The organism is Cellulomonas oligotrophica (assembly GCF_013409875.1).
GTDB classification, from domain to species: domain Bacteria; phylum Actinomycetota; class Actinomycetes; order Actinomycetales; family Cellulomonadaceae; genus Cellulomonas; species Cellulomonas oligotrophica.
In genome coordinates, this window is sequence record NZ_JACCBK010000001.1 from 418,225 (window position 1) to 438,864 (window position 20,640).

Annotated in this window: 16 protein-coding genes; 4 read left to right on the top strand and 12 right to left on the bottom strand. The window is 73.3% G+C overall.

Features of this window, described 5'->3' with window-relative positions:
* Nucleotides 1-57 precede the first annotated feature (57 nt).
* The 3 genes from BKA21_RS01905 to uvrC are packed head-to-tail and all read right to left on the bottom strand — an operon-like array spanning nucleotide 58 to nucleotide 4,081.
* Nucleotides 58-1,059: a gluconeogenesis factor YvcK family protein gene (locus BKA21_RS01905; protein WP_239072791.1), complete on the bottom strand. Its 1,002-nt coding sequence runs from the start codon at nucleotides 1,057-1,059 to the stop codon at nucleotides 58-60.
* Between the two features lie 8 nt (nucleotides 1,060-1,067).
* Nucleotides 1,068-2,009 (bottom strand): RNase adapter RapZ, encoded by a 942-nt coding sequence (rapZ, locus tag BKA21_RS01910; protein WP_140458883.1) that lies wholly within the window; start codon nucleotides 2,007-2,009, stop codon nucleotides 1,068-1,070.
* Complete coding sequence (gene uvrC / locus BKA21_RS01915; protein ID WP_140458882.1) at nucleotides 2,006-4,081, bottom strand: excinuclease ABC subunit UvrC; 2,076 nt, start codon at nucleotides 4,079-4,081, stop codon at nucleotides 2,006-2,008. Before uvrC ends, rapZ begins: the two co-directional genes overlap by 4 nt.
* A gap of 90 nt (nucleotides 4,082-4,171) precedes the next feature.
* Here uvrC and BKA21_RS01920 point away from each other — a divergent pair, with 90 nt between their 5' ends.
* Nucleotides 4,172-4,678, top strand: a complete 507-nt coding sequence (locus BKA21_RS01920) for an OsmC family protein (RefSeq protein WP_140458881.1) — start codon at nucleotides 4,172-4,174, stop codon at nucleotides 4,676-4,678.
* Between the two features lie 63 nt (nucleotides 4,679-4,741).
* Here the strand turns inward: BKA21_RS01920 and uvrA are convergent, their stop codons facing one another.
* A complete protein-coding gene (gene uvrA, locus BKA21_RS01925) occupies nucleotides 4,742-7,603 on the bottom strand; it encodes an excinuclease ABC subunit UvrA (protein ID WP_140458880.1) in 2,862 nt (953 codons plus the stop codon).
* A 110-nt stretch (nucleotides 7,604-7,713) separates the two neighbouring features.
* On the opposite strand from uvrA, the gene BKA21_RS01930 reads away from it, so the two are divergent.
* Nucleotides 7,714-9,621 (top strand): glycoside hydrolase family 15 protein, encoded by a 1,908-nt coding sequence (locus tag BKA21_RS01930; RefSeq protein WP_140458879.1) that lies wholly within the window; start codon nucleotides 7,714-7,716, stop codon nucleotides 9,619-9,621.
* Nucleotides 9,618-10,325: an MBL fold metallo-hydrolase gene (locus tag BKA21_RS01935; RefSeq protein ID WP_140458878.1), complete on the top strand. Its 708-nt coding sequence runs from the start codon at nucleotides 9,618-9,620 to the stop codon at nucleotides 10,323-10,325. Before BKA21_RS01930 ends, BKA21_RS01935 begins: the two co-directional genes overlap by 4 nt.
* A 4-nt stretch (nucleotides 10,326-10,329) precedes the next feature.
* On the opposite strand, the gene BKA21_RS01940 is transcribed toward BKA21_RS01935, so the two are convergent.
* Nucleotides 10,330-11,490, bottom strand: a complete 1,161-nt coding sequence (locus BKA21_RS01940) for an acyl-CoA dehydrogenase family protein (RefSeq protein WP_140458877.1) — start codon at nucleotides 11,488-11,490, stop codon at nucleotides 10,330-10,332.
* Between the two features lie 124 nt (nucleotides 11,491-11,614).
* On the opposite strand from BKA21_RS01940, the gene BKA21_RS01945 reads away from it, so the two are divergent.
* Nucleotides 11,615-11,908, top strand: coding sequence for a YciI family protein (locus BKA21_RS01945; RefSeq protein ID WP_140458876.1), 294 nt, complete (start codon nucleotides 11,615-11,617; stop codon nucleotides 11,906-11,908).
* An 89-nt stretch (nucleotides 11,909-11,997) separates the two neighbouring features.
* Here BKA21_RS01945 and BKA21_RS01950 read toward each other — a convergent pair whose 3' ends face one another.
* From BKA21_RS01950 to BKA21_RS01980, 7 genes are all read right to left on the bottom strand, one after another.
* Nucleotides 11,998-13,032, bottom strand: a complete 1,035-nt coding sequence (locus tag BKA21_RS01950) for a TerC family protein (RefSeq protein ID WP_179625297.1) — start codon at nucleotides 13,030-13,032, stop codon at nucleotides 11,998-12,000.
* Nucleotides 13,029-14,129, bottom strand: a complete 1,101-nt coding sequence (locus tag BKA21_RS01955; protein ID WP_140458875.1) for a TerC family protein — start codon at nucleotides 14,127-14,129, stop codon at nucleotides 13,029-13,031. The genes BKA21_RS01950 and BKA21_RS01955 overlap by 4 nt, the downstream gene beginning before the upstream one ends.
* Before the next feature lie 208 nt (nucleotides 14,130-14,337).
* On the bottom strand, nucleotides 14,338-16,443 hold the full coding sequence (gene uvrB / locus BKA21_RS01960) for an excinuclease ABC subunit UvrB (RefSeq protein ID WP_140458874.1): 2,106 nt from the start codon (nucleotides 16,441-16,443) through the stop codon (nucleotides 14,338-14,340).
* A 58-nt stretch (nucleotides 16,444-16,501) separates the two neighbouring features.
* Complete coding sequence (locus BKA21_RS01965) at nucleotides 16,502-16,948, bottom strand: hypothetical protein (RefSeq protein WP_140458873.1); 447 nt, start codon at nucleotides 16,946-16,948, stop codon at nucleotides 16,502-16,504.
* A gap of 177 nt (nucleotides 16,949-17,125) precedes the next feature.
* Nucleotides 17,126-17,755 carry a dephospho-CoA kinase gene (gene coaE, locus BKA21_RS01970; RefSeq protein WP_140458872.1) on the bottom strand — a complete coding sequence of 210 codons (630 nt, stop codon included), beginning with the start codon at nucleotides 17,753-17,755 and terminating at the stop codon, nucleotides 17,126-17,128.
* 134 nt (nucleotides 17,756-17,889) lie between these two features.
* Nucleotides 17,890-19,365 carry a 30S ribosomal protein S1 gene (gene rpsA / locus BKA21_RS01975; protein WP_140458871.1) on the bottom strand — a complete coding sequence of 492 codons (1,476 nt, stop codon included), beginning with the start codon at nucleotides 19,363-19,365 and terminating at the stop codon, nucleotides 17,890-17,892.
* Between the two features lie 235 nt (nucleotides 19,366-19,600).
* Nucleotides 19,601-20,626, bottom strand: coding sequence for a 6-phosphofructokinase (locus BKA21_RS01980; protein WP_140458870.1), 1,026 nt, complete (start codon nucleotides 20,624-20,626; stop codon nucleotides 19,601-19,603).
* Nucleotides 20,627-20,640 lie beyond the last annotated feature (14 nt).

Consider the following 20,640-nt stretch of genomic DNA (forward strand, 5'->3'; position numbering starts at 1 on the left):
CATCCTGCCATCTCGGACACCCTGGTCGTGACGGTCCCGTGACCTTTCCTGCGCTGGTCAGGGGTGTGGTGACGTCACCGTCCCGACGTCGCCGAGGAAGCCCTCGACCACGTCGCGCAGGGCCGCGGCCAGCCGCAACGGGTCGTGCACGCCCGGCTGGTCGCCGCGCCGGACCTGCCTCACCAGCAGGCGGGCCCCGAGCTTCGCGCACAGGTCCGCGAGCGCCGAGACGTCCTCGACGGACCCCGGGTCGGCGACCACGGCGTGCACGGGGAGCTCGGGAGCGTGCGCCCGCAGGACCTCGAGGTGGTCCTCCGCCCCCATCCCGACCGTCTCGCCGTCGGGGGCCAGGTTGAGGGTGACGACCACGCGCGCGGGCGTGGTCAGGAGCGCGTCGCGCAGGTCGGGCACCAGCAGGTGCGGGAGCACGGAGGTGTACCAGGAGCCGGGGCCGAGCACGACCCAGTCCGCGGCACGCACCGCGGCGACGGCCTCGGGGCACGCGGGTGGCGTGGCGGGGTCCAGGCGCAGGTGCTCGATGTGGTCGGCGGTGCTCGCGAGGCGGCTCTGGCCGCGCACGGTCTCGCGGGTGCCGTCCGCGCGCCGCACGGTGGCCTCGATGCTCAGGGGCACCGACGACATGGGCAGCACCCGCCCGCGGGCGCCGAGCAGGCGGCCGACGAGGTCGAGGCCCTCGACGGTGTCGTCCAGCAGCTCCCAGAGCGCGACGATGAGGAGGTTGCCCACCGAGTGCCGGTCCAGCGGCCCGGACGAGGAGAACCGGTGCTGCATGAGGTCGCGCCACGTGCGGCCCCAGTCGGAGTCGTCGCACAGCGCGGCCAGGGCCATCCGCAGGTCGCCCGGCGGGAGCACGCCCAGCTCGTCGCGCAGCCGGCCCGAGGAGCCGCCGTCGTCGGCGACGGTGACGACGGCGGTGATCCGGTCGGTCATCAGCCGCAGCGCGGACAGGGTGGACGACAGACCGTGCCCGCCTCCCAGCGCGACGACGGCCGGGCGCGTCGGGTCCCCGGCGCGCGGCACGTCGATCGGGCCGAGCACGGACGATCTCACTCCTTGCCGAGGTCCCTCGCGGTCACCTGCACCCGGTGCCCGCGGTCGCGCAGGCGGGCGCCGATCGCCTCGCTGATCGCGACCGAGCGGTGCTTGCCGCCCGTGCAGCCGACAGCGACGGTGACGTAGCGCTTCTCCTCCTGCAGGTAGCCGGAGAGTACCGGCTCGAGGGCGTCGACGTAGCGCTCCACGAAGACGAGTGCGCCGGGCCGCCCCAGCACGTAGTCGCGCACCGGCGCGTCGCGGCCGGACAGGTGGCGCAGCTCGGAGATCCAGTACGGGTTGGCCAGGAAGCGCACGTCGACGACGTGGTCGGCGTCCAGCGGGATGCCGTACTTGAAGCCGAACGAGACGACCGAGACGTGCAGGACGTCCTCGTGGTCGCCCGCGACGACGGCGCGCACCTGACGGGCCAGGTCGTGGACGTTGAGGTCCGAGGTGTCGATGATCGTGTCGGCCTGCTCGCGCAGCGCGGACAGCAGCTGGCGCTCGCGCGTGATGCCGTCGAGGATCCGCCCCTCGCCCTGCAGGGGGTGCGGGCGACGGACCTGCTCGAACCGGCGGACGAGCACCTCGTCGGAGGAGTCGAGGAAGAGGATCCGCAGCTCGACGCCCGAGCCGCGCAGCTGCTCGAGGACCCCCTCGAGGGCGTCGAAGTACTCCCGGGCACGGACGTCGATGACGGCGGCCAGGCGGCGCGCCCCCTCCCCCACGGGCCCGCTGGTGAGCATCCCGACGAGGTGGGTGAGCATCTGGGCGGGCAGGTTGTCCACGACGTACCAGCCGAGGTCCTCCAGGACCGCGGCCGACCGGGACCTGCCGGCCCCGGACATGCCGGTGATGACGAGGACCTCGGGCTGCTCGAGGACGGGGGCCTCGGCGGCCGCCTCGAGCGCCGGGATGCCGCTCGGCACGGTGATGGGCGACGGCTCCTTCATGCCTCCAGCATGCCAGCCGGGTCCGCGGCCACCGGGGACGGCGCGCCCGGCACGGCGTCCTGGTCGGTGCGCTGGTCGGCGTGCTGCTCGGACGGCCCGTCGGCCGCCGGTGGCGCCGACGGGCCCGCGAGCGCGGCGAGCACGGCCTCGGCGGTGCGCCGGCCCATCCCCCGGACCGCGGCGACCTCCTCGACCGAGGCTGCCCGCAGGCGCTTGACGGAGCCGAAGTGCTTGAGCAGGGCGGACTGGCGCGCGGGGCCGAGGCCGGGGACGTCGTCGAGGGCGGACACGGTCATGCCCTTGCTGCGCCGGCGGCGGTGGGCGGTGATGGCGAAGCGGTGGGCCTCGTCGCGCACGCGCTGGAGCAGGTAGAGGCCCTCGGAGGTGCGCTGCAGGACGACCGGGTAGTCCTCGCCGGGCAGCCAGACCTCCTCCAGCCGCTTCGCCAAGCCGCAGAGCGCGACGTCGTCGATGCCGAGCTCGGCGAGGGCCGCGGCGGCGGCGGCGACCTGCGGGGGGCCGCCGTCGACGACGACGAGGTTCGGCGGGTAGGCGAAGCGCACGGGGCGGCCGGTGGCCTCGTCGACCGGTCCGCTGCGGGGGACGTCGTCCCCGTCGACGTCGGCGAGCTCGAGGTCGTGGGACTGCGCGCGGTCGGCGAGGTAGCGGCGGAAGCGGCGAGTGATGACCTCGTGCATGGCGGCGGTGTCGTCGCGCGCGCCCTGACCCTCGGGGCCGCGGACGCTGAACAGCCGGTACTCGCTCTTGCGGGCGAGACCGTCCTCGAACACCACCATGGAGGCCGACTGGTAGGTGCCCTGGTTGTGGGAGACGTCGTAGCACTCGATCCGCAGGGGTGCGGTGGGCAGGTCGAGGGCCTCCTGGATCTCGCGCAGCGCCTGGCTGCGCGACGTGAGGTCGCCGGCACGCCGCGTGCGGTGCAGCACGAGGGCGTGCTCGGCGTTGCGGTGGACGGTGGCGGCGAGCTCGCGCTTGTCGCCGCGCTGGGGCACGCGCACCTGCACGCGGGAGCCGCGCAGCCCGCTGAGCCAGGTCTGGACCTGCTCGACGTCGGTCGGCAGCACGGGCACGAGGACCTCGCGCGGGACCGCCCCGGTACCGCCGTCCCCGCCGTCCTCGCTGCCGTAGACCTGCTGGAGGAGGTGCTCGACGAGGTCGGCGTCCTGCAGGTCCTCGACCTTCTCGACCACCCAGCCGCGCTGCCCGCGGATGCGGCCGTCGCGCACGTGGAACACCTGCACGGCGGCCTCGAGCTCGTCGCCGGCGAGCGCGAAGACGTCGGCGTCGGTGCCGTCCGGCAGCACGACGGCGTTGCGCTCGGTCGCCTTCTGCAGCGTCGCGACGTCGTCACGCAGGCGGGCGGCGCGCTCGTAGTCGAGCTCGGCGGCGGCCTCCTTCATCGCGGCGGTGAGACGCCGGGTGAAGCGGGCCGTGTCGCCGGCCATGAAGTCGCAGAAGTCCTGCGCGAGGCGGTGGTGGTCGTCCGTGCTGATGCGGCCCACGCAGGGTGCGGAGCACTTGTCGATGTACCCGAGCAGGCAGGGCCGCCCCTGCTGGTGCGCACGCTTGAACACCCCGGCGGAGCAGGTCCGCACGGGGAAGACGCGCAGCAGCAGGTCGACGGTCTCGCGGATGGCCCACGCGTGGGCGTAGGGCCCGAAGTAGCGGGTGCCCTTGCGGCGGGCGCCCCGCATGACCTGCACGCGGGGCACCTCGTCGGCCATCGTGACGGCCAGGTACGGGTACGACTTGTCGTCGCGGTACTTGACGTTGAACCGGGGGTCGAACTCCTTGATCCAGGAGTACTCGAGCGCGAGGGCCTCGACCTCGGTGCCGACGACGGTCCACTGCACGGACGCGGCGGTGGTCACCATCTGCTGCGTGCGCGGGTGCAGGGCGGCGAGGTCCTGGAAGTAGCTGTTGAGGCGGCTGCGCAGGCTCTTGGCCTTGCCGACGTACACGACGCGTCCGTGCTCGTCCCGGAACCGGTAGACCCCGGGGGCGTCCGGGATCTCGCCGGGGGCGGGTCGGTACGTCGCGGGGTCGGCCATGCGGCGAGCCTAGTTCGCCGCTCCGACACCCGGCTGGCGGGGCGACCGCCCCGCGCGTGCGGCTGTGACCTGCGCCACTAGGGTGGGGCCATGGCCCAGCTGCTGCACCAGTACTCGGTGGACCTCGCGTGGACGGGCGCGGGTGCCGACGGCACCGCGACGTACACGTCGTACGGCCGCGACCACACGCTGACGTCCGGCGGCAAGCCGCCGCTGCCCGGCACGTCGGACCCGGGGTTCCGCGGCGACCCCGACCGGTGGTCGCCCGAGGACCTCCTCGTCGGGGCGCTGGCCCAGTGCCACATGCTGTGGTTCCTGCACCTGGCCGCGGCGGCCGGCGTGGTGGTCGTGGGGTACGACGACGCCGCGTCGGGGACGATGCGGATCGAGTCCGCGGGGCACGGCCAGTTCACGGAGGTCGTCCTGCGCCCGCGCGTCACGGTCGCCCGCGCGACGCTGCCGGACGGGGCACGCGTCGACGACGACCTCCTGGCGGATCTGCACCGGCGGGCCCACGAGCACTGCTTCATCGCCCGGTCGGTGAACTTCGTCGTCCGGCACGAGCCGACCCCGGTGACGGTCGCCGCAGCCGGCTGAGGTCCGTCAGCCGCCGGGCTGAGGGTCCCGTCGCGGGCCCGGACCAGGACCGCGACGGTCGCCTCAGGCGCTGGCCTCGGCGCGCACGGGCTCGAGGACCTCCGCGAGGAACCGGCCCGTGTGGCTCTCCGGGACGCCGGCCACGTGCTCCGGCGTGCCCTGCGCCACGACCCGCCCGCCGCCGCTGCCGCCCTCGGGGCCCATGTCGACGACCCAGTCGGCGTTCTTGATCACGTCGAGGTTGTGCTCGATGACCAGCACGGTGTTGCCCTTGTCGACCAGCGACTGGAGCACGCCGAGGAGCTTGCGGATGTCCTCGAAGTGCAGACCCGTGGTCGGCTCGTCGAGGACGTAGATGGTGCGGCCCGTGGAGCGGCGCTGCAGCTCGGCCGCGAGCTTGACGCGCTGCGCCTCGCCGCCCGACAGCGTCGGCGCCGGCTGGCCCAGGCGCACGTAGCCCAGGCCCACGTCGACGAGGGTGCGCAGGTGGCGGGCGATCGCGGGGACCGCGGCGAAGAACTCGGCGGCCTCCTCGATCGGCATCGCCAGCACGTCCGCCACGGTCTTGCCCTTGAAGTGCACCTCGAGGGTCTCGCGGTTGTACCGCGCCCCGTGGCAGACCTCGCACGGCACGTACACGTCCGGGAGGAAGTTCATCTCGATCTTCAGGGTGCCGTCGCCCGAGCACGCCTCGCAGCGCCCGCCCTTGACGTTGAAGGAGAAGCGCCCGGGGGTGTAGCCGCGCACCTTGGCCTCGCTCGTCTCGGCGAACAGCCGGCGCACGTGGTCCCAGACCCCCGTGTAGGTGGCGGGGTTGGACCGCGGCGTGCGGCCGATGGGCCCCTGGTCGACGTGGACGACCTTGTCGAGCTGGTCCAGGCCCGTCACGCGCCGGTGCCGGCCGGCGACCTGACGGGCACCGTTCAGCTCGTTGGCCAGGACGGTGTACAGGATCGAGTTCACCAGGGTCGACTTGCCCGAGCCCGACACCCCCGTGACCGCCGTGAACGTGCCGAGCGGGAACGACACGTCGATGCCCTGGAGGTTGTGCTCGCGCGCACCGACCACCGTGACCTGCCGCGACCGGTCGACGGGACGCCGCATCGCCGGCATCGGGATCGACCGGCGCCCGGACAGGTACGCCCCCGTCACCGACTCCGTCGACGCGAGCAGCCCCTCGAGGTCGCCGGAGTGCACCACGCGACCGCCGTGCTCCCCGGCACCCGGGCCGATGTCGACGACCCAGTCCGCCGTGCGGATCGTGTCCTCGTCGTGCTCGACGACGATGAGCGTGTTCCCCAGGTCGCGCAGGCGGGTGAGCGTGTCGATGAGCCGGCGGTTGTCCCGCTGGTGCAGGCCGATCGACGGCTCGTCGAGGACGTACAGCACCCCGACCAGGCCGGAGCCGATCTGCGTCGCCAGCCGGATCCGCTGGGCCTCGCCGCCCGAGAGCGTCCCCGCGGGACGCATGAGCGACAGGTAGTCCAGCCCGACGTCGAGCAGGAAGCCCAGGCGCGCCTGGATCTCCTTGAGCACCTGCGCGGCGATCGCCCGCTCCCGCTCCCCCAGCTCCAGGCCGTCGAGGAACGTCCGCGCCTCGGCGATGGGCAGGTCGCACACCTCGGCGATCGACCGGCCGCCGACCTTGACCGCCAGGACCTCGGGCTTCAGGCGCGCCCCCTTGCACACGGGGCAGGGCACCTCCCGCATGTACGACTCGTACTTCTCCTTGCTCCACTCCGACTCGGTCTCCGCGTGCCGGCGCTCGAGGAACGTGATGACGCCCTCGAACCCCGTGGCGTAGGTCCGCTCACGGCCCCACCGGTTCTTGTACCGGACCTGGACCTCGTGGTTCTCGCCGTGCAGCACCGCGTCGCGGGCCCGCTGCGGCAGCGCGCGCCACGGCACGTCCATCGAGAAGCCCATGTCCTTGGCCAGCGCCGTCAGCACCCGCTGGAAGTAGTCCGCGGACGTCTGCGACCACGGCGCCACCGCGCCGTCGGCGAGCGACAGCTCGTCGTCCGGGACCACCAGCTCGGGGTCGACCTCGAGGCGCGACCCGATGCCCGTGCACTCGGGGCAGGCGCCGTACGGGGCGTTGAACGAGAACGTGCGCGGCTCGATCTCGTCGAGGGACAGCGCGTGGTCGTTCGGGCAGGCCCGCGTCTCGGAGAACCGCCGCACCCGCTCGGGGTCGTCGGCCTCCGCGTCGACCAGCTCGACCAGCAGGAGGCCGCCCGCCAGCCCCAGGGCGGTCTCCACGGAGTCCGTCAGGCGACGCTGCACGCCCTCGCGCGCGACGAGCCGGTCGACGACGACCTCGATGTCGTGCTTGAGCTTCTTCTCCAGCGTGGGCGGCGACGTCAGCTGCACGACCTCGCCGTCGACACGCGCGCGGGCGAAGCCCTTGCCCTGCAGCTCGCGGAACAGGTCCGCGTACTCACCCTTGCGGCCGCGCACCACCGGCGCGAGCACCTGGTAGCGGGTCCCCTCCGGCAGCTCGAGCAGCCGGTCGACGATCTGCTGGGGCGTCTGCGCCGTGACCCGCTCGCCGCACACGGGGCAGTGCTGGGTCCCCGCCCGGGCGAACAGCAGGCGCAGGTAGTCGTAGACCTCGGTGATCGTGCCCACGGTCGAGCGCGGGTTCCGGTTCGTCGACTTCTGGTCGATCGACACGGCGGGCGACAGGCCCTCGATGAAGTCCACGTCGGGCTTGTCCATCTGCCCGAGGAACTGGCGCGCGTACGCCGACAGCGACTCGACGTAGCGGCGCTGCCCCTCCGCGAAGATCGTGTCGAACGCCAGGGACGACTTGCCCGATCCCGAGAGCCCGGTGAACGCGATGAGCGCGTCACGCGGCAGGTCGAGGTCGACGTTGCGCAGGTTGTGCTCGCGGGCCCCACGGACCACCAGTCGGTCGTTCACGTCGCACGACTCTACGCGGACCGGCCGACAATCGCACACGTGTTCGACGACCCGGCACCGCCCGGTCGCGCGACCTGCGGCGCGAGCCCCGGCACGTCATCCTGGGACCGATGCCCCCGCACCACGCCCCGGTCCCGCCCGCCCACCTGCTGCCCGGCCAGTCGCCCGTGGAGGACTACGCCGTGCTCGGCGACGGCCGCACGGCCGCCCTGGTCTCGCGCGACGGGTCGGTCGACTGGCTCTGCCTGCCCGGCTTCGACTCCGACGCCTGCTTCGCCGCGCTCCTGGGCGGCCCCGAGCACGGCCGGTGGCGCCTCGCCGTCGCCGGCGCCACCTGCGAGCGCCGGCGCTGGGTCGGCGACTCCTTCGTGCTGGAGACCACGTACCGCTCGGCCACGGGCACGGCGGTCGCCGTCGACGCCATGCCCCTCGGCGACGGCCGCGCGGACCTCGTGCGGCGGCTCACGTGCACCGACGGCGAGGTCGAGGTCGAGCACGAGTGGACCGTGCGGTTCGGCTACGGGGCCGTCGAGCCGTGGGTGCAGCACGTCGCGGACGCGCAGGGCTGCGACACGATCCGTGCCACGGCCGGCCCGGACGCCCTCGTGCTCCGCGGCAGCCGCCTGCCGCGGGCCGACGACCACCACCACGTCGACCGCTTCCGGCTGCGCGCCGGCGAGTCCGTGGACCTGTCGCTGACGTGGACGCCGTCGTGGCGCCCGACCCCGCCGCGCCTGCCGGTCGAGGCCCGCGTCGAGGCGACCGCGACGGCCTGGGGCCTGTGGGCGCGCGGCTGCCGGTACCAGGGTCGGTACCGCGAGGCCGTGGTCCGCTCGCTGCTCGTGCTGCGGATGCTCACCGACTCCGCGACGGGCGGGATCGTCGCGGCCGCCACCACGTCGCTGCCGGAGTCGCCGGGCGGCACGCGCAACTGGGACTACCGGTACACGTGGCTGCGCGACGCGGCGCTGACGGTCGAGGCGCTGGTCGAGCAGGGCTTCCACCACGAGGCCACGCAGTGGCGGGACTGGTTGCTGCGGGCGGTCGCCGGGGACCCGCGGGACGTGCAGATCATGTACCGGGTCGACGGCGGTCGGCGCATGCCGGAGCGCGAGCTCGACCACCTGCCCGGCTGGGCGGGGTCGCGGCCGGTGCGGGTCGGGAACGGCGCGGTCGACCAGGTCCAGCACGACGTCCTCGGCGAGGTGATGTGCGCGCTCGCGGTGGCCCGCGACGCGGGTCTGGCCGAGACGACCGCGTCGTGGGCGCTGCAGCGCCGGCTCGTCGACGCCCTGCTGGACGGGTGGCGCGAGCCCGACCGGGGGATCTGGGAGGTCCGGGGCGCACCGCGCCGCTTCACCCACTCCGGCGTGATGACGTGGGCGGCCGTCGACCGGGCCGTGCGCGGCGCGCGGGCGTACGGGCTGGCGGCCCCGCTGGCGCGCTGGGAGGCGGCGCGCGACGAGATCCACGCCGACGTCCTCGCCCGGGGGTGGTCGTCGCGGCGCCGGTCGTTCGTGCAGCACGAGGGCGCGGAGCACACGGACGCGGCGCTCCTGCAGATCCCGATCGTCGGGTTCCTGCCGGCCGACGACCCGCGGGTGCTCTCCACGGTCGCGGCGGTCCGGGAGGAGCTGGAGGTCGCGCCCGGTCTGCTGCTGCGGTACCGCACGGAGGCGACCGACGACGGCCTCGCCGGGCACGAGGCGCCGTTCCTGGCGTGCTCGTCGTGGCTCGCCGACGCGCTCGCCCGGGCGGGCGACGTCGACGGGGCGACCCGGGTCCTCGACGCGATGGTCCCGCTCGGCGGCGAGCTGGGCCTGCTGGCGGAGCAGTACGACCCCGTGGGCGGGCACATGCTCGGCAACGTGCCGCAGGCGCTCTCGCACCTCGCGCTGGTGCGCGCCGCCCACAGCCACGGGCGTGCGGAGCGGCTGCGTGCCGAGCGGTCGCGCGCACCGGTCGCGGGACCGGGCACCGAGCAGGAGCGCGCGAGGGACGAGGAGGACCGACGATGAGCTACACCGGTGACGTCCGCGTGGGCGGCCCCACCGCGGTGCGCGAGCTGGACGACGCGGTGGTGCGCAAGGTCGCCGTCGGCCCGGGCGCGAACAACGCGTACCTGGTGACGTGCCGACGCTCGGGCGCGCAGCTGCTCGTCGACGCGGCGGCCGACCCCGACCGGCTGCTCGCGCTCGTGCGCGAGGGGTCGCCCGCGGCCCGCCTCGCCACGGTGGTCACGACGCACCGGCACGCCGACCACGTGGGTGCGCTCGTCTCGGTGCTGGCCGTGACCGGTGCGGACCTCGCGGCGGGCGCCGACGACGCGGACGCGGTCGGCGCCGCCGCCGACGGTGCCCCCGTGCGCCGGCTCGTGCACGGGGACACCCTCACCGTCGGGCACCTCGTGCTGGAGGTGGTCGCGCTGCGGGGCCACACGCCGGGGTCGGTGGCGCTCGCCCTGCGCGAGCCCGAGCACGTGCACGTGCCCGACGCCGTGCCGGGACGCGTGCACCTGTTCACCGGGGACAGCCTCTTCCCCGGCGGCGTCGGGGCCACCGGCGGCGACCCCGAGCGGTTCGGGCAGCTGCTCACCGACGTCCGGGAGCGGGTCTTCGACCGGTTCGACGACGCGACGTGGGTGTACCCGGGGCACGGCGCCGACACGACCCTCGGCGCCGAGCGCCCGCACCTGGACGCGTGGCGCGCCCGCGGCTGGTGACCCGTCAGCCCTGCGGCGGGCCGAGCACCGACGTCGCGACGGTCCCGTGGGCGGACTCGTCGTCCGACGGGTGGTAGATCCCTGCGAGGACGTCCCGGTACAGCCGGGCGAGCTCGCTGCCGGAGGAGTACGCGCCCCCGCCCGAGACCCGCAGCGCCAGGTCGACGACGACCCGGGCGCTCTCGGTGGCCCGGACCTTGAGACCGACGAGCTGGGCGAACCAGCGGGCGCCGTGGTCGGCGTCCTCGTCGACGTCCCGGGCGAGCGCGAACACCTGCAGCTCGGCGCCGTCCTGCGCGAGGGCCGCGTCGGCGACCTTCCAGCGGATGTCGGGGTCCTGGGCGTAGGGACGCCCGTCGTGCTTCATCGACGTGCGCCGGTGGGCGTGCTCGACGCCGAGCTCCAGGGCCCGCCGTCCGATGCCCGTGTACACCGCGGCGAGCAGGACCTCGAAGACGGCGAACAGCGCGAAGACGAACGGGTCGGCGCTGGGCCCGGGCGGCAGCCTCCGGTACACCTGGCCGGGCGGGGCGTAGGCGCCGTCGAGGACGGTCGTGGCCGACTGCGTCGCCCGCATCCCGAGGGTGTCCCAGTCGTCCTTGGCGTGCACGCCCTCGCCACGGGAGACGACGCCGTGCACGAGGCGCGGGTCGCCCGGGTCGGAGTCGTCGAGCCCGAACGTCGCCAGGCGCGTCCACACCGGCGACAGGGACGTGAAGATCTTGGTGCCCGTGTACCGGTAGCCGCCGTCGGCCTGCGGGACGGCGCGCGTGCGCGAGCCGAACATCACGAGGTCGTTGCCCGCCTCGGAGTTGCCGAAGGCGTACACCTCGCCCGCCGCGGCGTCGCGCAGCACGAACGCCACGGAGTCGTCGCCGTGCGCGAGCAGGTGCGCGGCCAGGCCCGTGACGACGAGGTGCATGTTGACCGCGAGCGCCGTGGCCGGTGCGGCCGCCGCGAGGCGGGCCTGCTCGCGCGCGACCTCCTCGAGGGTGAGCCCGGCACCGCCGAGCCCGACGGGCACGAACGCCCGCAGGTACCCCGCGGCGACGAGGTCGGCCAGGTCGTCGTGCGGGAACGTGTTGTCGCGGTCGTGCTGCGCGGCGCGCGCGTGCACGGCGGCGAGCAGGTCGTCGGTCAGCAGGGTGCGCGGGCGGCGGGTCATCGCCGGGCCCTGCGCGCAGCGGGACGGGTCATGGGACCACTGTGCCACCCGTGCCGGCCGGCGCCGCGCGCGCGGGGGCCGTCCGGCCCCCTCGGCACGGCGCACGCTCGGGCAGGATGGCCCCATGACCGTCATCGCCGTCCGCTACACCTACGACGAGCGCGCCGCCGAGCGTGACGTGGTGCGCCCCGAGCACCGGGCGTGGCTCGCGTCCCTCGCCGAGGCCGGGACCCTCCTCGGCTCCGGCCCCCTGCCGCAGGCGCAGCCGCCGGGCGCGCTGCTGGTGTTCCGCGCGCCGGACGTCGCGCAGGTGCACGAGCTGCTCGCCCAGGACCCGTTCGCGCGTGCGGGGCTCGTGCAGGACGCCGAGATCCTCGCCTGGGAGCTCGTCCTCGGCCCCTGGTCGGCGACCGCCTGAGGCCGCGGCACCCGCACCCGCCGACCCACGTCCGCGGGCGCACGCACCCGGACGACCCCCGTATGCCGCGGGTCGTCCGGGTGGGGCGGTCAGCGCGTCTCGTCGGTCTCGCGGACGAGCGGCTCCGGGTCGGCGGGACCGGCCGCGCCGGGCCGACGGGTGACGAGCAGGCTCGCCACCGTCGCACCGGCCAGGGACACCGCGATGACGGCCAGCGACACCCACGTGGGCACCTCGGGGACCCACGCGACGGGCTGCCCGCCGTTGAGGAACCCGAGCGTGTTCGTGTGCAGCGCCTCGGCCACGAGCTTCAGCCCGATGAAGCCGAGGATCACGGCGAGGCCGTACGGCAGGTACACGAGCCGGTCGAGCAGGCCGCCGAGCAGGAAGTACAGCTGACGCAGCCCCATGAGCGCGAACACGTTCGCCGTGAACACCAGGAACGGGTCCTGCGTCAGGCCGAAGATCGCCGGGATCGAGTCGAACGCGAACAGCAGGTCCGTCGTGCCGATCGCGACGAAGACCACGACCAGCGGCGTGAAGACGCGGCGCCCGTCGACCACCGTGCGCACGCGGCCGCCGTCGTACCCCGCCGACATCGGCAGCACCCGGCGCACCGCGCGCACGAGGCGGTTCTCGGCGTACTCCTCGTCACCGCCGCCGGCGCCGTCGCGCGCGATCTTGACGGCCGTGTACACCAGGAACGCGCCGAACAGGTAGAACACCCACGTCCACCGCTCGAGCACCGCCGCACCGGCGAGGATGAACCCGCCCCGCAGCACGAGCGCCAGCACGATGCCCACCATGAGGACCCGCTGCTGCTGCTCCCGCGGCACCGCGAAGCTCGACATGATCAGCATGAACACGAAGAGGTTGTCGACCGACAGGCTGTACTCGGTCAGCCACCCCGCGAGGAACTCCCCCGCGGGCGCCGCGCCGCCGACGACGGCGAGCAGCCCGGCGAAGCCGAGCGCGAGACCCACGTACACCAGGACCCACACGAGGCTCTCGCGCGTGGTCGGCACGTGCGGGCGGCGGCGGACGATCGCGAGGTCGAGCACCAGCATGCTCACGACCGCGACCATCGCGGCGACCTCGAAGACGACGGGCAGCTCGTGGTTCACCGGCCCGCCCCGTCGGTCCGGCCCGCCTCGTCGATCCGACCAGCATCGTCGATCGTGCCCTCGGGGCCGTCCTGGACGCCGAGCGTCGCCTCGCGCGCCGACGTGGCCTCGGTGAGCGCGACCCGCTCGTCACGACGCGTGCGCCGCAGCGACAGCACGGTCGTCAGCAGCAGCGTCAGCACGATGAACCCCAGGGAGACCGGTGTGGTGATCTCGGGGACGGCGGTCACGTGCTCGCCACCGTTGATGAACGGCACCTCGTTGGTGTGCAGCGCGTGGATCACCAGCTTCACGCCGATGAACCCGAGGATCGCACCGAGCCCGTAGGACAGGTACACGAGCTTGTCGAGCAGGCCGTCGATGAGGAAGAACAGCTGACGCAGGCCCAGGAGGGAGAACGCGTTGGCCGCGAACACCAGGTACGTCTCCTGCGTGAGCCCGAAGATCGCGGGGATGGAGTCGACCGCGAAGATGATGTCCGCCGTGCCGATCGCGACCATCACGATGAGCATCGGCGTCATGAACCGGCGCCCGTCGACCTTCACGGTCATCTTGTCCCCGACGTAGTCGTCGGTCGTCGGCAGCAGCCGGCGCGTCAGGCGCAGCGCCGCGTTCTCCTGGTACTCCTCGTCGTCGTCGGAGCTGCCCGAGCGGATCTGCGACCAGGCCGTCCAGAGCAGGAACGCGCCGAACACGTAGAAGATCCAGCTGAGGTTCTCGATGAGCGCCGCGCCGACGAAGATGAACACGGTCCGCAGGACCAGCGCGATGGTGATGCCGATGAGCAGCACCTTCTGCTGGTAGAGCCGCGGCACCCGGAAGCTCGCCATGATCAGCACGAACACGAAGAGGTTGTCGACCGACAGGCTCTTCTCGGTGATGTAGCCGGCGAAGTACTCACCGCCGTACGTCGACCCCCACACGGCCCACACGATCACGCCGAACAGCACCGCGACGCCGACGTAGCCGGCGGACCACCACGCAGACTCGCGCAGGGTCGGCTCGTGCGGGGAACGGACGTGGCCGACGTAGTCGACGGCGAGCATCACGAGGATGACGCCGACGGTGACGGCCCACGCCCACAGAGGAACGTCCACGGCAGATGACCTCCCGGTAGGGACAGGGGATGACCGGAGGTCTCTTCCGCCACCGCACGCGCTCCCGCGTGACTCGCAGCCGGCTGCACCGGGCCGGCATCAGCGGCGGCCGTGATGACGATGCAGTCGCGGGGAGTACTCCCCTCCGACGGGTCACTATAGGCGACCCGTCGGACGGGAGCCCCGGCGAGCGGCGGGACCGCGTCGGTCAGGCCGTGGCGGCCTGCATCTGGCGCAGCTCCTTCTTCAACCCCGAGATCTCGTCCCGCAGCCGCGCCGCGAGCTCGAACTGCAGCTCGCCCGCCGCGGCGTGCATCTGGTCCGTGAGCTCCTGGATGAGGTCCGCGAGCTCGCCGGCCGCGACGCCCGCGAGCGCACGCCGGCCGTCCTGCCCGCCGGCCCGCGAGCCGAGGCCGGGGACCGGGGCCTTGCCACGGCTCGCCTGCCGGCCCGCGCCCCCGAGCAGCTCCGCCGTGTCCGCGTCCTCCCGGGCGAGCATGTCGGTGATGTCCCCGATGCGCTTGCGCAGCGGCTGGGGGTCCAGGCCGCGCTCGAGGTTGTACGCGACCTGCTTCTCCCGCCGCCGGTTGGTCTCGTCGATCGCCGTCGCCATGCCCGCCGTGATCCGGTCGGCGTACATGTGGACCTGCCCGGACACGTTGCGGGCGGCACGGCCGATGGTCTGGATGAGGGACGTCGCCGAACGCAGGAAGCCCTCCTTGTCGGCGTCGAGGATCGCGACGAGCGAGACCTCGGGCAGGTCGAGGCCCTCGCGCAGGAGGTTGATGCCGACGAGGACGTCGTACTCCCCCATCCGCAGCTCGCGCAGCAGCTCGACGCGGCGCAGGGTGTCCACCTCGGAGTGCAGGTAGCGGACCCGCACGCCCTTCTCCAGGAGGTAGTCCGTCAGGTCCTCGGACATCTTCTTCGTCAGCGTCGTCACCAGGACCCGCTCGTCGCGCTCGACCCGGTCGCGGATCTCGCCGAGCAGGTCGTCGATCTGGCCCTGGGTGGGCTTGACCACGACCTCGGGGTCGACGAGGCCGGTCGGGCGGATGATCTGCTCGACCACGCCGTCGGCCATCGACAGCTCGTAGCTGCCGGGGGTGGCGGACAGGTAGACGGTCTGGCCGATGCGCTCGACGAACTCCTCCCAGCGCAGCGGCCGGTTGTCCGTGGCGCTGGGCAGCCGGAAGCCGTGGTCGACGAGGCTCCGCTTGCGGGACATGTCGCCCTCGTACATCGCCCCGATCTGCGGGACGGTCACGTGCGACTCGTCGATCACGAGGAGGAAGTCCTCGGGGAAGTAGTCGATGAGGGTGTTCGGCGCCGAGCCGGGGGCACGGCCGTCGATGTGCCGGGAGTAGTTCTCGATCCCGGAGCACGACCCGATCTGGCGCATCATCTCGATGTCGTAGGTCGTGCGCATCTGCAGGCGCTGCGCCTCGAGGAGCTTGTTCTGGCGCTCGAGGTCGGCCAGCCGCGCCTCGAGCTCCGCCTCGATGCCGCCGATCGCCCGCTCCATCCGCTCGGGCCCGGCCACGTAGTGCGTCGCCGGGAACACGTGGACCTGCTGCTCGGAGCGCACGACGTCCCCGGTGAGCGGGTGCAGGGTCGCGATCGCCTCGACCTCGTCGCCGAAGAGCTCGATGCGGATGGCGAGCTCCTCGTACACGGGGATGATCTCGACCGTGTCGCCGCGCACACGGAAGGTCCCGCGCGTGAACGCGACGTCGTTGCGCGCGTACTGCATCGTGACGAACTGGCGCAGGAGCTGGTCGCGGTCGACACGGTCGCCGACGGAGAGGGTGACCATGCGGTCGACGTACTCCTGCGGGGTGCCCAGGCCGTAGATGCACGAGACGGTGGCGACCACGACGACGTCCCGGCGGGTCAGCAGCGAGCTCGTCGCGGAGTGGCGCAGGCGCTCGACCTCGTCGTTGATCGACGAGTCCTTCTCGATGTAGGTGTCCGTCTGCGCGATGTACGCCTCGGGCTGGTAGTAGTCGTAGTACGAGACGAAGTACTCGACGGCGTTGTTCGGCAGGAGCTCGCGGAACTCGGTCGCCAGCTGCGCGGCGAGGGTCTTGTTCGGCGCCATGACCAGCGTCGGGCGCTGCAGCTCCTCGATCAGCCAGGCCGTCGTCGCCGACTTGCCGGTGCCGGTGGCGCCGAGCAGGACGACGTCCTTCTCCCCCGCCCGCACGCGCGACGCGAGCTCGGCGATCGCCGTCGGCTGGTCCCCGCTGGGGGTGTACTCGGAGACGACCTCGAAGGGTGCCACGGTCCGCTGCAGGTCGGTGACGGGTCGCATGGGCCCACGGTACGACGAGCCGGTGACACCGACCCGTCCGGGCCGGTGCCACCGCGCCTCAGTCCCCGCTGAACGACACGTGGCAGCCCGGGTCCTCGGCGTGCAGCGCGTCCACGAACGCGTCCATGAACGCCCGGTACACGCTGAAGCCCACGATCTTGCGCCGCGCGACCGGCACGAGCGAGGACAGCCCCGAACGCATCTCGAACCGGGTGATCGCCGAGCGCGCCGTCACCCGCCCCACGGAACGCTCGACCACGACGACGAACTGCAGCGCCGCCCTGTCCTCCGTCCGCGTGAGGTCCTTCACCACGTACTCCACCTGCCCGGCGGTGCGCTCGCCCACCTTCAACCAGCCCGAGTCGTCCTCGACGCCTGTCCCCGCCTTGGCCGCGATCTCGAGCACCCGTGTCGCCGACAGCGTCGCGGTCGCCACCGAGACCGACGCCTTCGACTGCAGCGGGCGCAGCTCCCACCCGTGCGAGCCGTCCCCGTCCAGCGCCATCGCTCTCCTCCGACAGGTACCCCCACGTGGAGCCCGGTCGTCGTCGACCGGGCAGGGTCCGAGGGACACGCACCCGACCGTGTCATCGGGTGCGGGCAGCCCTCGCCTTCGCGTCCGGCGGCGGGTTCACCCGACCGGCGGACGAGGGCGATCGTAGCGACCGGGCGGGTCGCAGCGTCAGGGGGTGTCCGCCGCGAGCTCGGCGTCGCGCTCGGCCGCGAGCCGCAGCCACAGCACGTCGACCTGGGCGCGCAGCACGTCCTCGCTGCCGCTGCCGTCCAGGACGACGTCGGCGGCGGACAGCCGGACGGCGTCGTCCGCCTGGGCCGCGACGCGGGCCTCGGCGTCCTGGCGGGTCATGCCCCGCAGCCGCACGAGCCGCTCGACGCGCAGCAGCGCGGGGGCGTCGACGACGACCACGACGTGGAAGTCGTCGGCCTGCCCCGTCTCGACGAGCAGCGGGATGTCGTGCACGACGACCGCGCCGGCGTCGAGCGTGGCGGCGGCGGCCTCCCGCTCGGCGGCCAGGCGGCGCACGACGGGGTGGACGATCGCGTCGAGGCGTGCCCGGGCCGCGGGGTCGGCGAACACGACCGCGGCGAGCGCGGGGCGGTCCAGCGACCCGTCGGCGGCGACCACGCCGGGCCCGAACGCCTCCGTCACCGCGTCGAGCCCCGCCGACCCGGGCGCGACCGCGGTCCGGGCCAGCTCGTCGGCGTCGATCACGACCGCCCCGTGCTCGGCGAACCGTCGCGCGGCCACCGACTTGCCGGCCGCGATGCCGCCCGTGAGCCCGATCCTCTGCATGGCCCCATCCTGCCCGCAGCGTGCGCGGGACCGCGACCGCTGGGGACCGGCCCGCGGCCGGGACGCCGACGGCCGGCCACCCGAGGGGTGACCGGCCGTCGACGCTGCTCGGTGCGGCGCGTGCGCCGCCGGGCTCAGGCGCCCGTGAGCTTCTCGCGCAGCGCGGCGAGGGCCTCGTCCGAGGCCAGCGTGCCCGTCGCCTCGTCCGTGGACGAGGAGTACGTCGACGGCGCGCTGCTGCTCACCGCGGCGGCGGGCTCGTTCGTCGCCTCGGCGTCGGCACGCGCGGCGTCCGACACCTGCTTGCGGTGCGCCTCCCAGCGCTCGTGCGCGGCCGCGTACTGGGCCTCCCACGTCTCGCGCTGGGCCTCGTAGCCCTCGAGCCACTCGTTGGTCGTCGGGTCGAAGCCCTCGGGGTACTTGTAGTTCCCCTGGTCGTCGTACTCCGCCGCCATGCCGTACAGCGCGGGGTCGAAGTCGTCCGACTCGGGGTCGAAGCCCTCGTTGGCCTGCTTCAGCGACAGCGAGATGCGGCGACGCTCGAGGTCGATGTCGATGACCTTGACGAAGACGTCGTCGCCGACCTGCACGACCTGCTCGGGGATCTCGACGTGGCGCACGGCCAGCTCCGAGATGTGCACGAGGCCCTCGATGCCGTCCTCGACGCGCACGAACGCACCGAACGGGACGAGCTTGGTGACCTTGCCCGGCACGACCTGACCGATCGCGTGGGTCCGGGCGAACGCCTGCCACGGGTCCTCCTGCGTCGCCTTCAGCGACAGGGAGACCCGCTCGCGGTCGAAGTCGACCTCGAGCACCTCGACCGTGACCTCCTGGCCGACCTCGACGACCTCGGAGGGGTGGTCGATGTGCTTCCAGGACAGCTCGGACACGTGCACGAGGCCGTCGACGCCGCCGAGGTCCACGAACGCACCGAAGTTGACGATCGAGGACACGACACCGGGGCGCACCTGGCCCTTCTGCAGCGTCTGCAGGAAGGTGGAGCGGACCTCGGACTGCGTCTGCTCGAGCCACGCACGGCGCGAGAGCACGACGTTGTTGCGGTTCTTGTCGAGCTCGATGATCTTCGCCTCGATCTCCTTGCCGACGTACGGCTGGAGGTCGCGGACACGACGCATCTCGACGAGCGAGGCGGGCAGGAAGCCGCGCAGACCGATGTCGAGGATGAGGCCGCCCTTGACGACCTCGATGACGGTGCCGGTGACGACGCCGTCCTCCTCCTTGATCTTCTCGATCGTGCCCCACGCGCGCTCGTACTGCGCCCGCTTCTTGGACAGGATCAGGCGGCCTTCCTTGTCCTCCTTCTGGAGGACGAGGGCCTCGACCTGGTCACCGACCTGGACGACCTCGCCGGGGTCGACGTCGTGCTTGATCGACAGCTCACGGGACGGGATGACGCCCTCGGTCTTGTAGCCGATGTCGAGGAGGACCTCGTCGCGGTCCACCTTGACGATGGTGCCTTCGACGATGTCGCCGTCGTTGAAGTACTTGATGGTGGCGTCGATCGCGGCGAGGAGGTCCTCCGCCGTGCCGATGTCGTTCACCGCGACCTGCGGCGTGGCGGGCTTCGCGGGGGTGGAGATGCTCATGTAGTGGTGGGCTCCGATGCGGACAGGGCGTCGTGCGGACAGGGATGGGTGGTGCTGGTGCCGACGACCGCCGGGCGGGCGGTCCGTGGGGTCCGGGGGCGCGGTCCGCGACCGAGGTCGAGGGCCGCTCCGCGACCGGTCGCTGCACGGATCCGACCAGGACGAAGGCGCGCGGCACCGCCGTCAACCCTAACGGGTCGGCGGTGCGCAGGCAAAGCGAGGAGCAGGTGCGCGATCAGGCGAGCGCACCGGCCACCATGAGCAGGTCGTCGGGCACGTGCTGCACCTTCCCGGCGACCTCCTGCAGCTCGACGAGCTCGATCCGCTCGCCACGGATCGCGGTCATCACGTCGGACCGGCCGGCGTTGATCGCGTCGATCGCCGCGACCCCGAACCGGGACGCCAGGATGCGGTCCGCCGCGGTGGGCGTGCCGCCGCGCTGGGTGTGCCCGAGGACGGTGACGCGGGTGTCGAAGCCGGTGCGCCGCTCGATCTCGCCCTTGAGCCGCTCGCCGATCGCCCCGGCGACGATCTCGCCGAACTGACCGACCTGGGTCTCGTAGTGCATGGCCGTGCCCTCCGCGGGCACCGCACCCTCGGCGACGACGACGATCGAGAAGCTCGCGTGCGCACGGTGCCGGTGCTTGAGGAACTTCTCCACGCGGGTGATGTCGAACGGCGCCTCGGGCGCGAGCACGAGCTCCGCGCCGCCGGCGATGCCCGACGTGACCGCGATCCAGCCGGCGCTGCGGCCCATGACCTCGACGACCATGACGCGGTTGTGCGACTCGGCCGTCGTGTGGATCCGGTCGATGGCCTCGGTCGCGATGGTCACCGCGGTGTCGAAGCCGATGGAGCGGTCCGTGCCCCACACGTCGTTGTCGATCGTCTTGGGGATGCCGACGATCCGGACGCCGGCCTCGGCGATGCGGCTGGCCGCCTTGAGCGTGCCGTCGCCGCCGATGCAGATGAGGGCCTCGATGCGCTCGGCCTCGAGGGTCGCCAGCACGGCGTCCATGCCGCCGTCGTCCGCGTGGGGGTGGTACCGGGCGGTGCCGAGCAGCGTCCCGCCCGTGGCCAGCACGTTGCGGATGTGCTGGCGCGTGAGCGGCATGACGTCGCCGTCGACGACGCCCTTCCAGCCGTTGCGGAACCCGATGATCGAGTGCCCGTGGTCGCCCTCGCCCCGCTTGACGACGGCACGGATCGCGGCGTTCAGTCCCGGGACGTCGCCGCCGCCGGTGAGCAGTCCGACTCGCACGCTGGTAGCTCCTC

Coding starts and splice junctions, on each gene's coding strand:
- uvrC (WP_140458882.1), bottom strand. CDS start 4,081: ATGGCCGACCCCGCGACGTACCGACCCGCCCCCGGCGAGATCCCGGAC.
- rapZ (WP_140458883.1), bottom strand. CDS start 2,009: ATGAAGGAGCCGTCGCCCATCACCGTGCCGAGCGGCATCCCGGCGCTC.
- BKA21_RS01945 (WP_140458876.1), top strand. CDS start 11,615: ATGACCGTCATCGCCGTCCGCTACACCTACGACGAGCGCGCCGCCGAG.
- BKA21_RS01965 (WP_140458873.1), bottom strand. CDS start 16,948: ATGGCGCTGGACGGGGACGGCTCGCACGGGTGGGAGCTGCGCCCGCTG.
- coaE (WP_140458872.1), bottom strand. CDS start 17,755: ATGCAGAGGATCGGGCTCACGGGCGGCATCGCGGCCGGCAAGTCGGTG.
- BKA21_RS01940 (WP_140458877.1), bottom strand. CDS start 11,490: ATGACCCGCCGCCCGCGCACCCTGCTGACCGACGACCTGCTCGCCGCC.
- BKA21_RS01935 (WP_140458878.1), top strand. CDS start 9,618: ATGAGCTACACCGGTGACGTCCGCGTGGGCGGCCCCACCGCGGTGCGC.
- rpsA (WP_140458871.1), bottom strand. CDS start 19,365: ATGAGCATCTCCACCCCCGCGAAGCCCGCCACGCCGCAGGTCGCGGTG.
- BKA21_RS01920 (WP_140458881.1), top strand. CDS start 4,172: ATGGCCCAGCTGCTGCACCAGTACTCGGTGGACCTCGCGTGGACGGGC.
- uvrB (WP_140458874.1), bottom strand. CDS start 16,443: ATGCGACCCGTCACCGACCTGCAGCGGACCGTGGCACCCTTCGAGGTC.
- BKA21_RS01930 (WP_140458879.1), top strand. CDS start 7,714: ATGCCCCCGCACCACGCCCCGGTCCCGCCCGCCCACCTGCTGCCCGGC.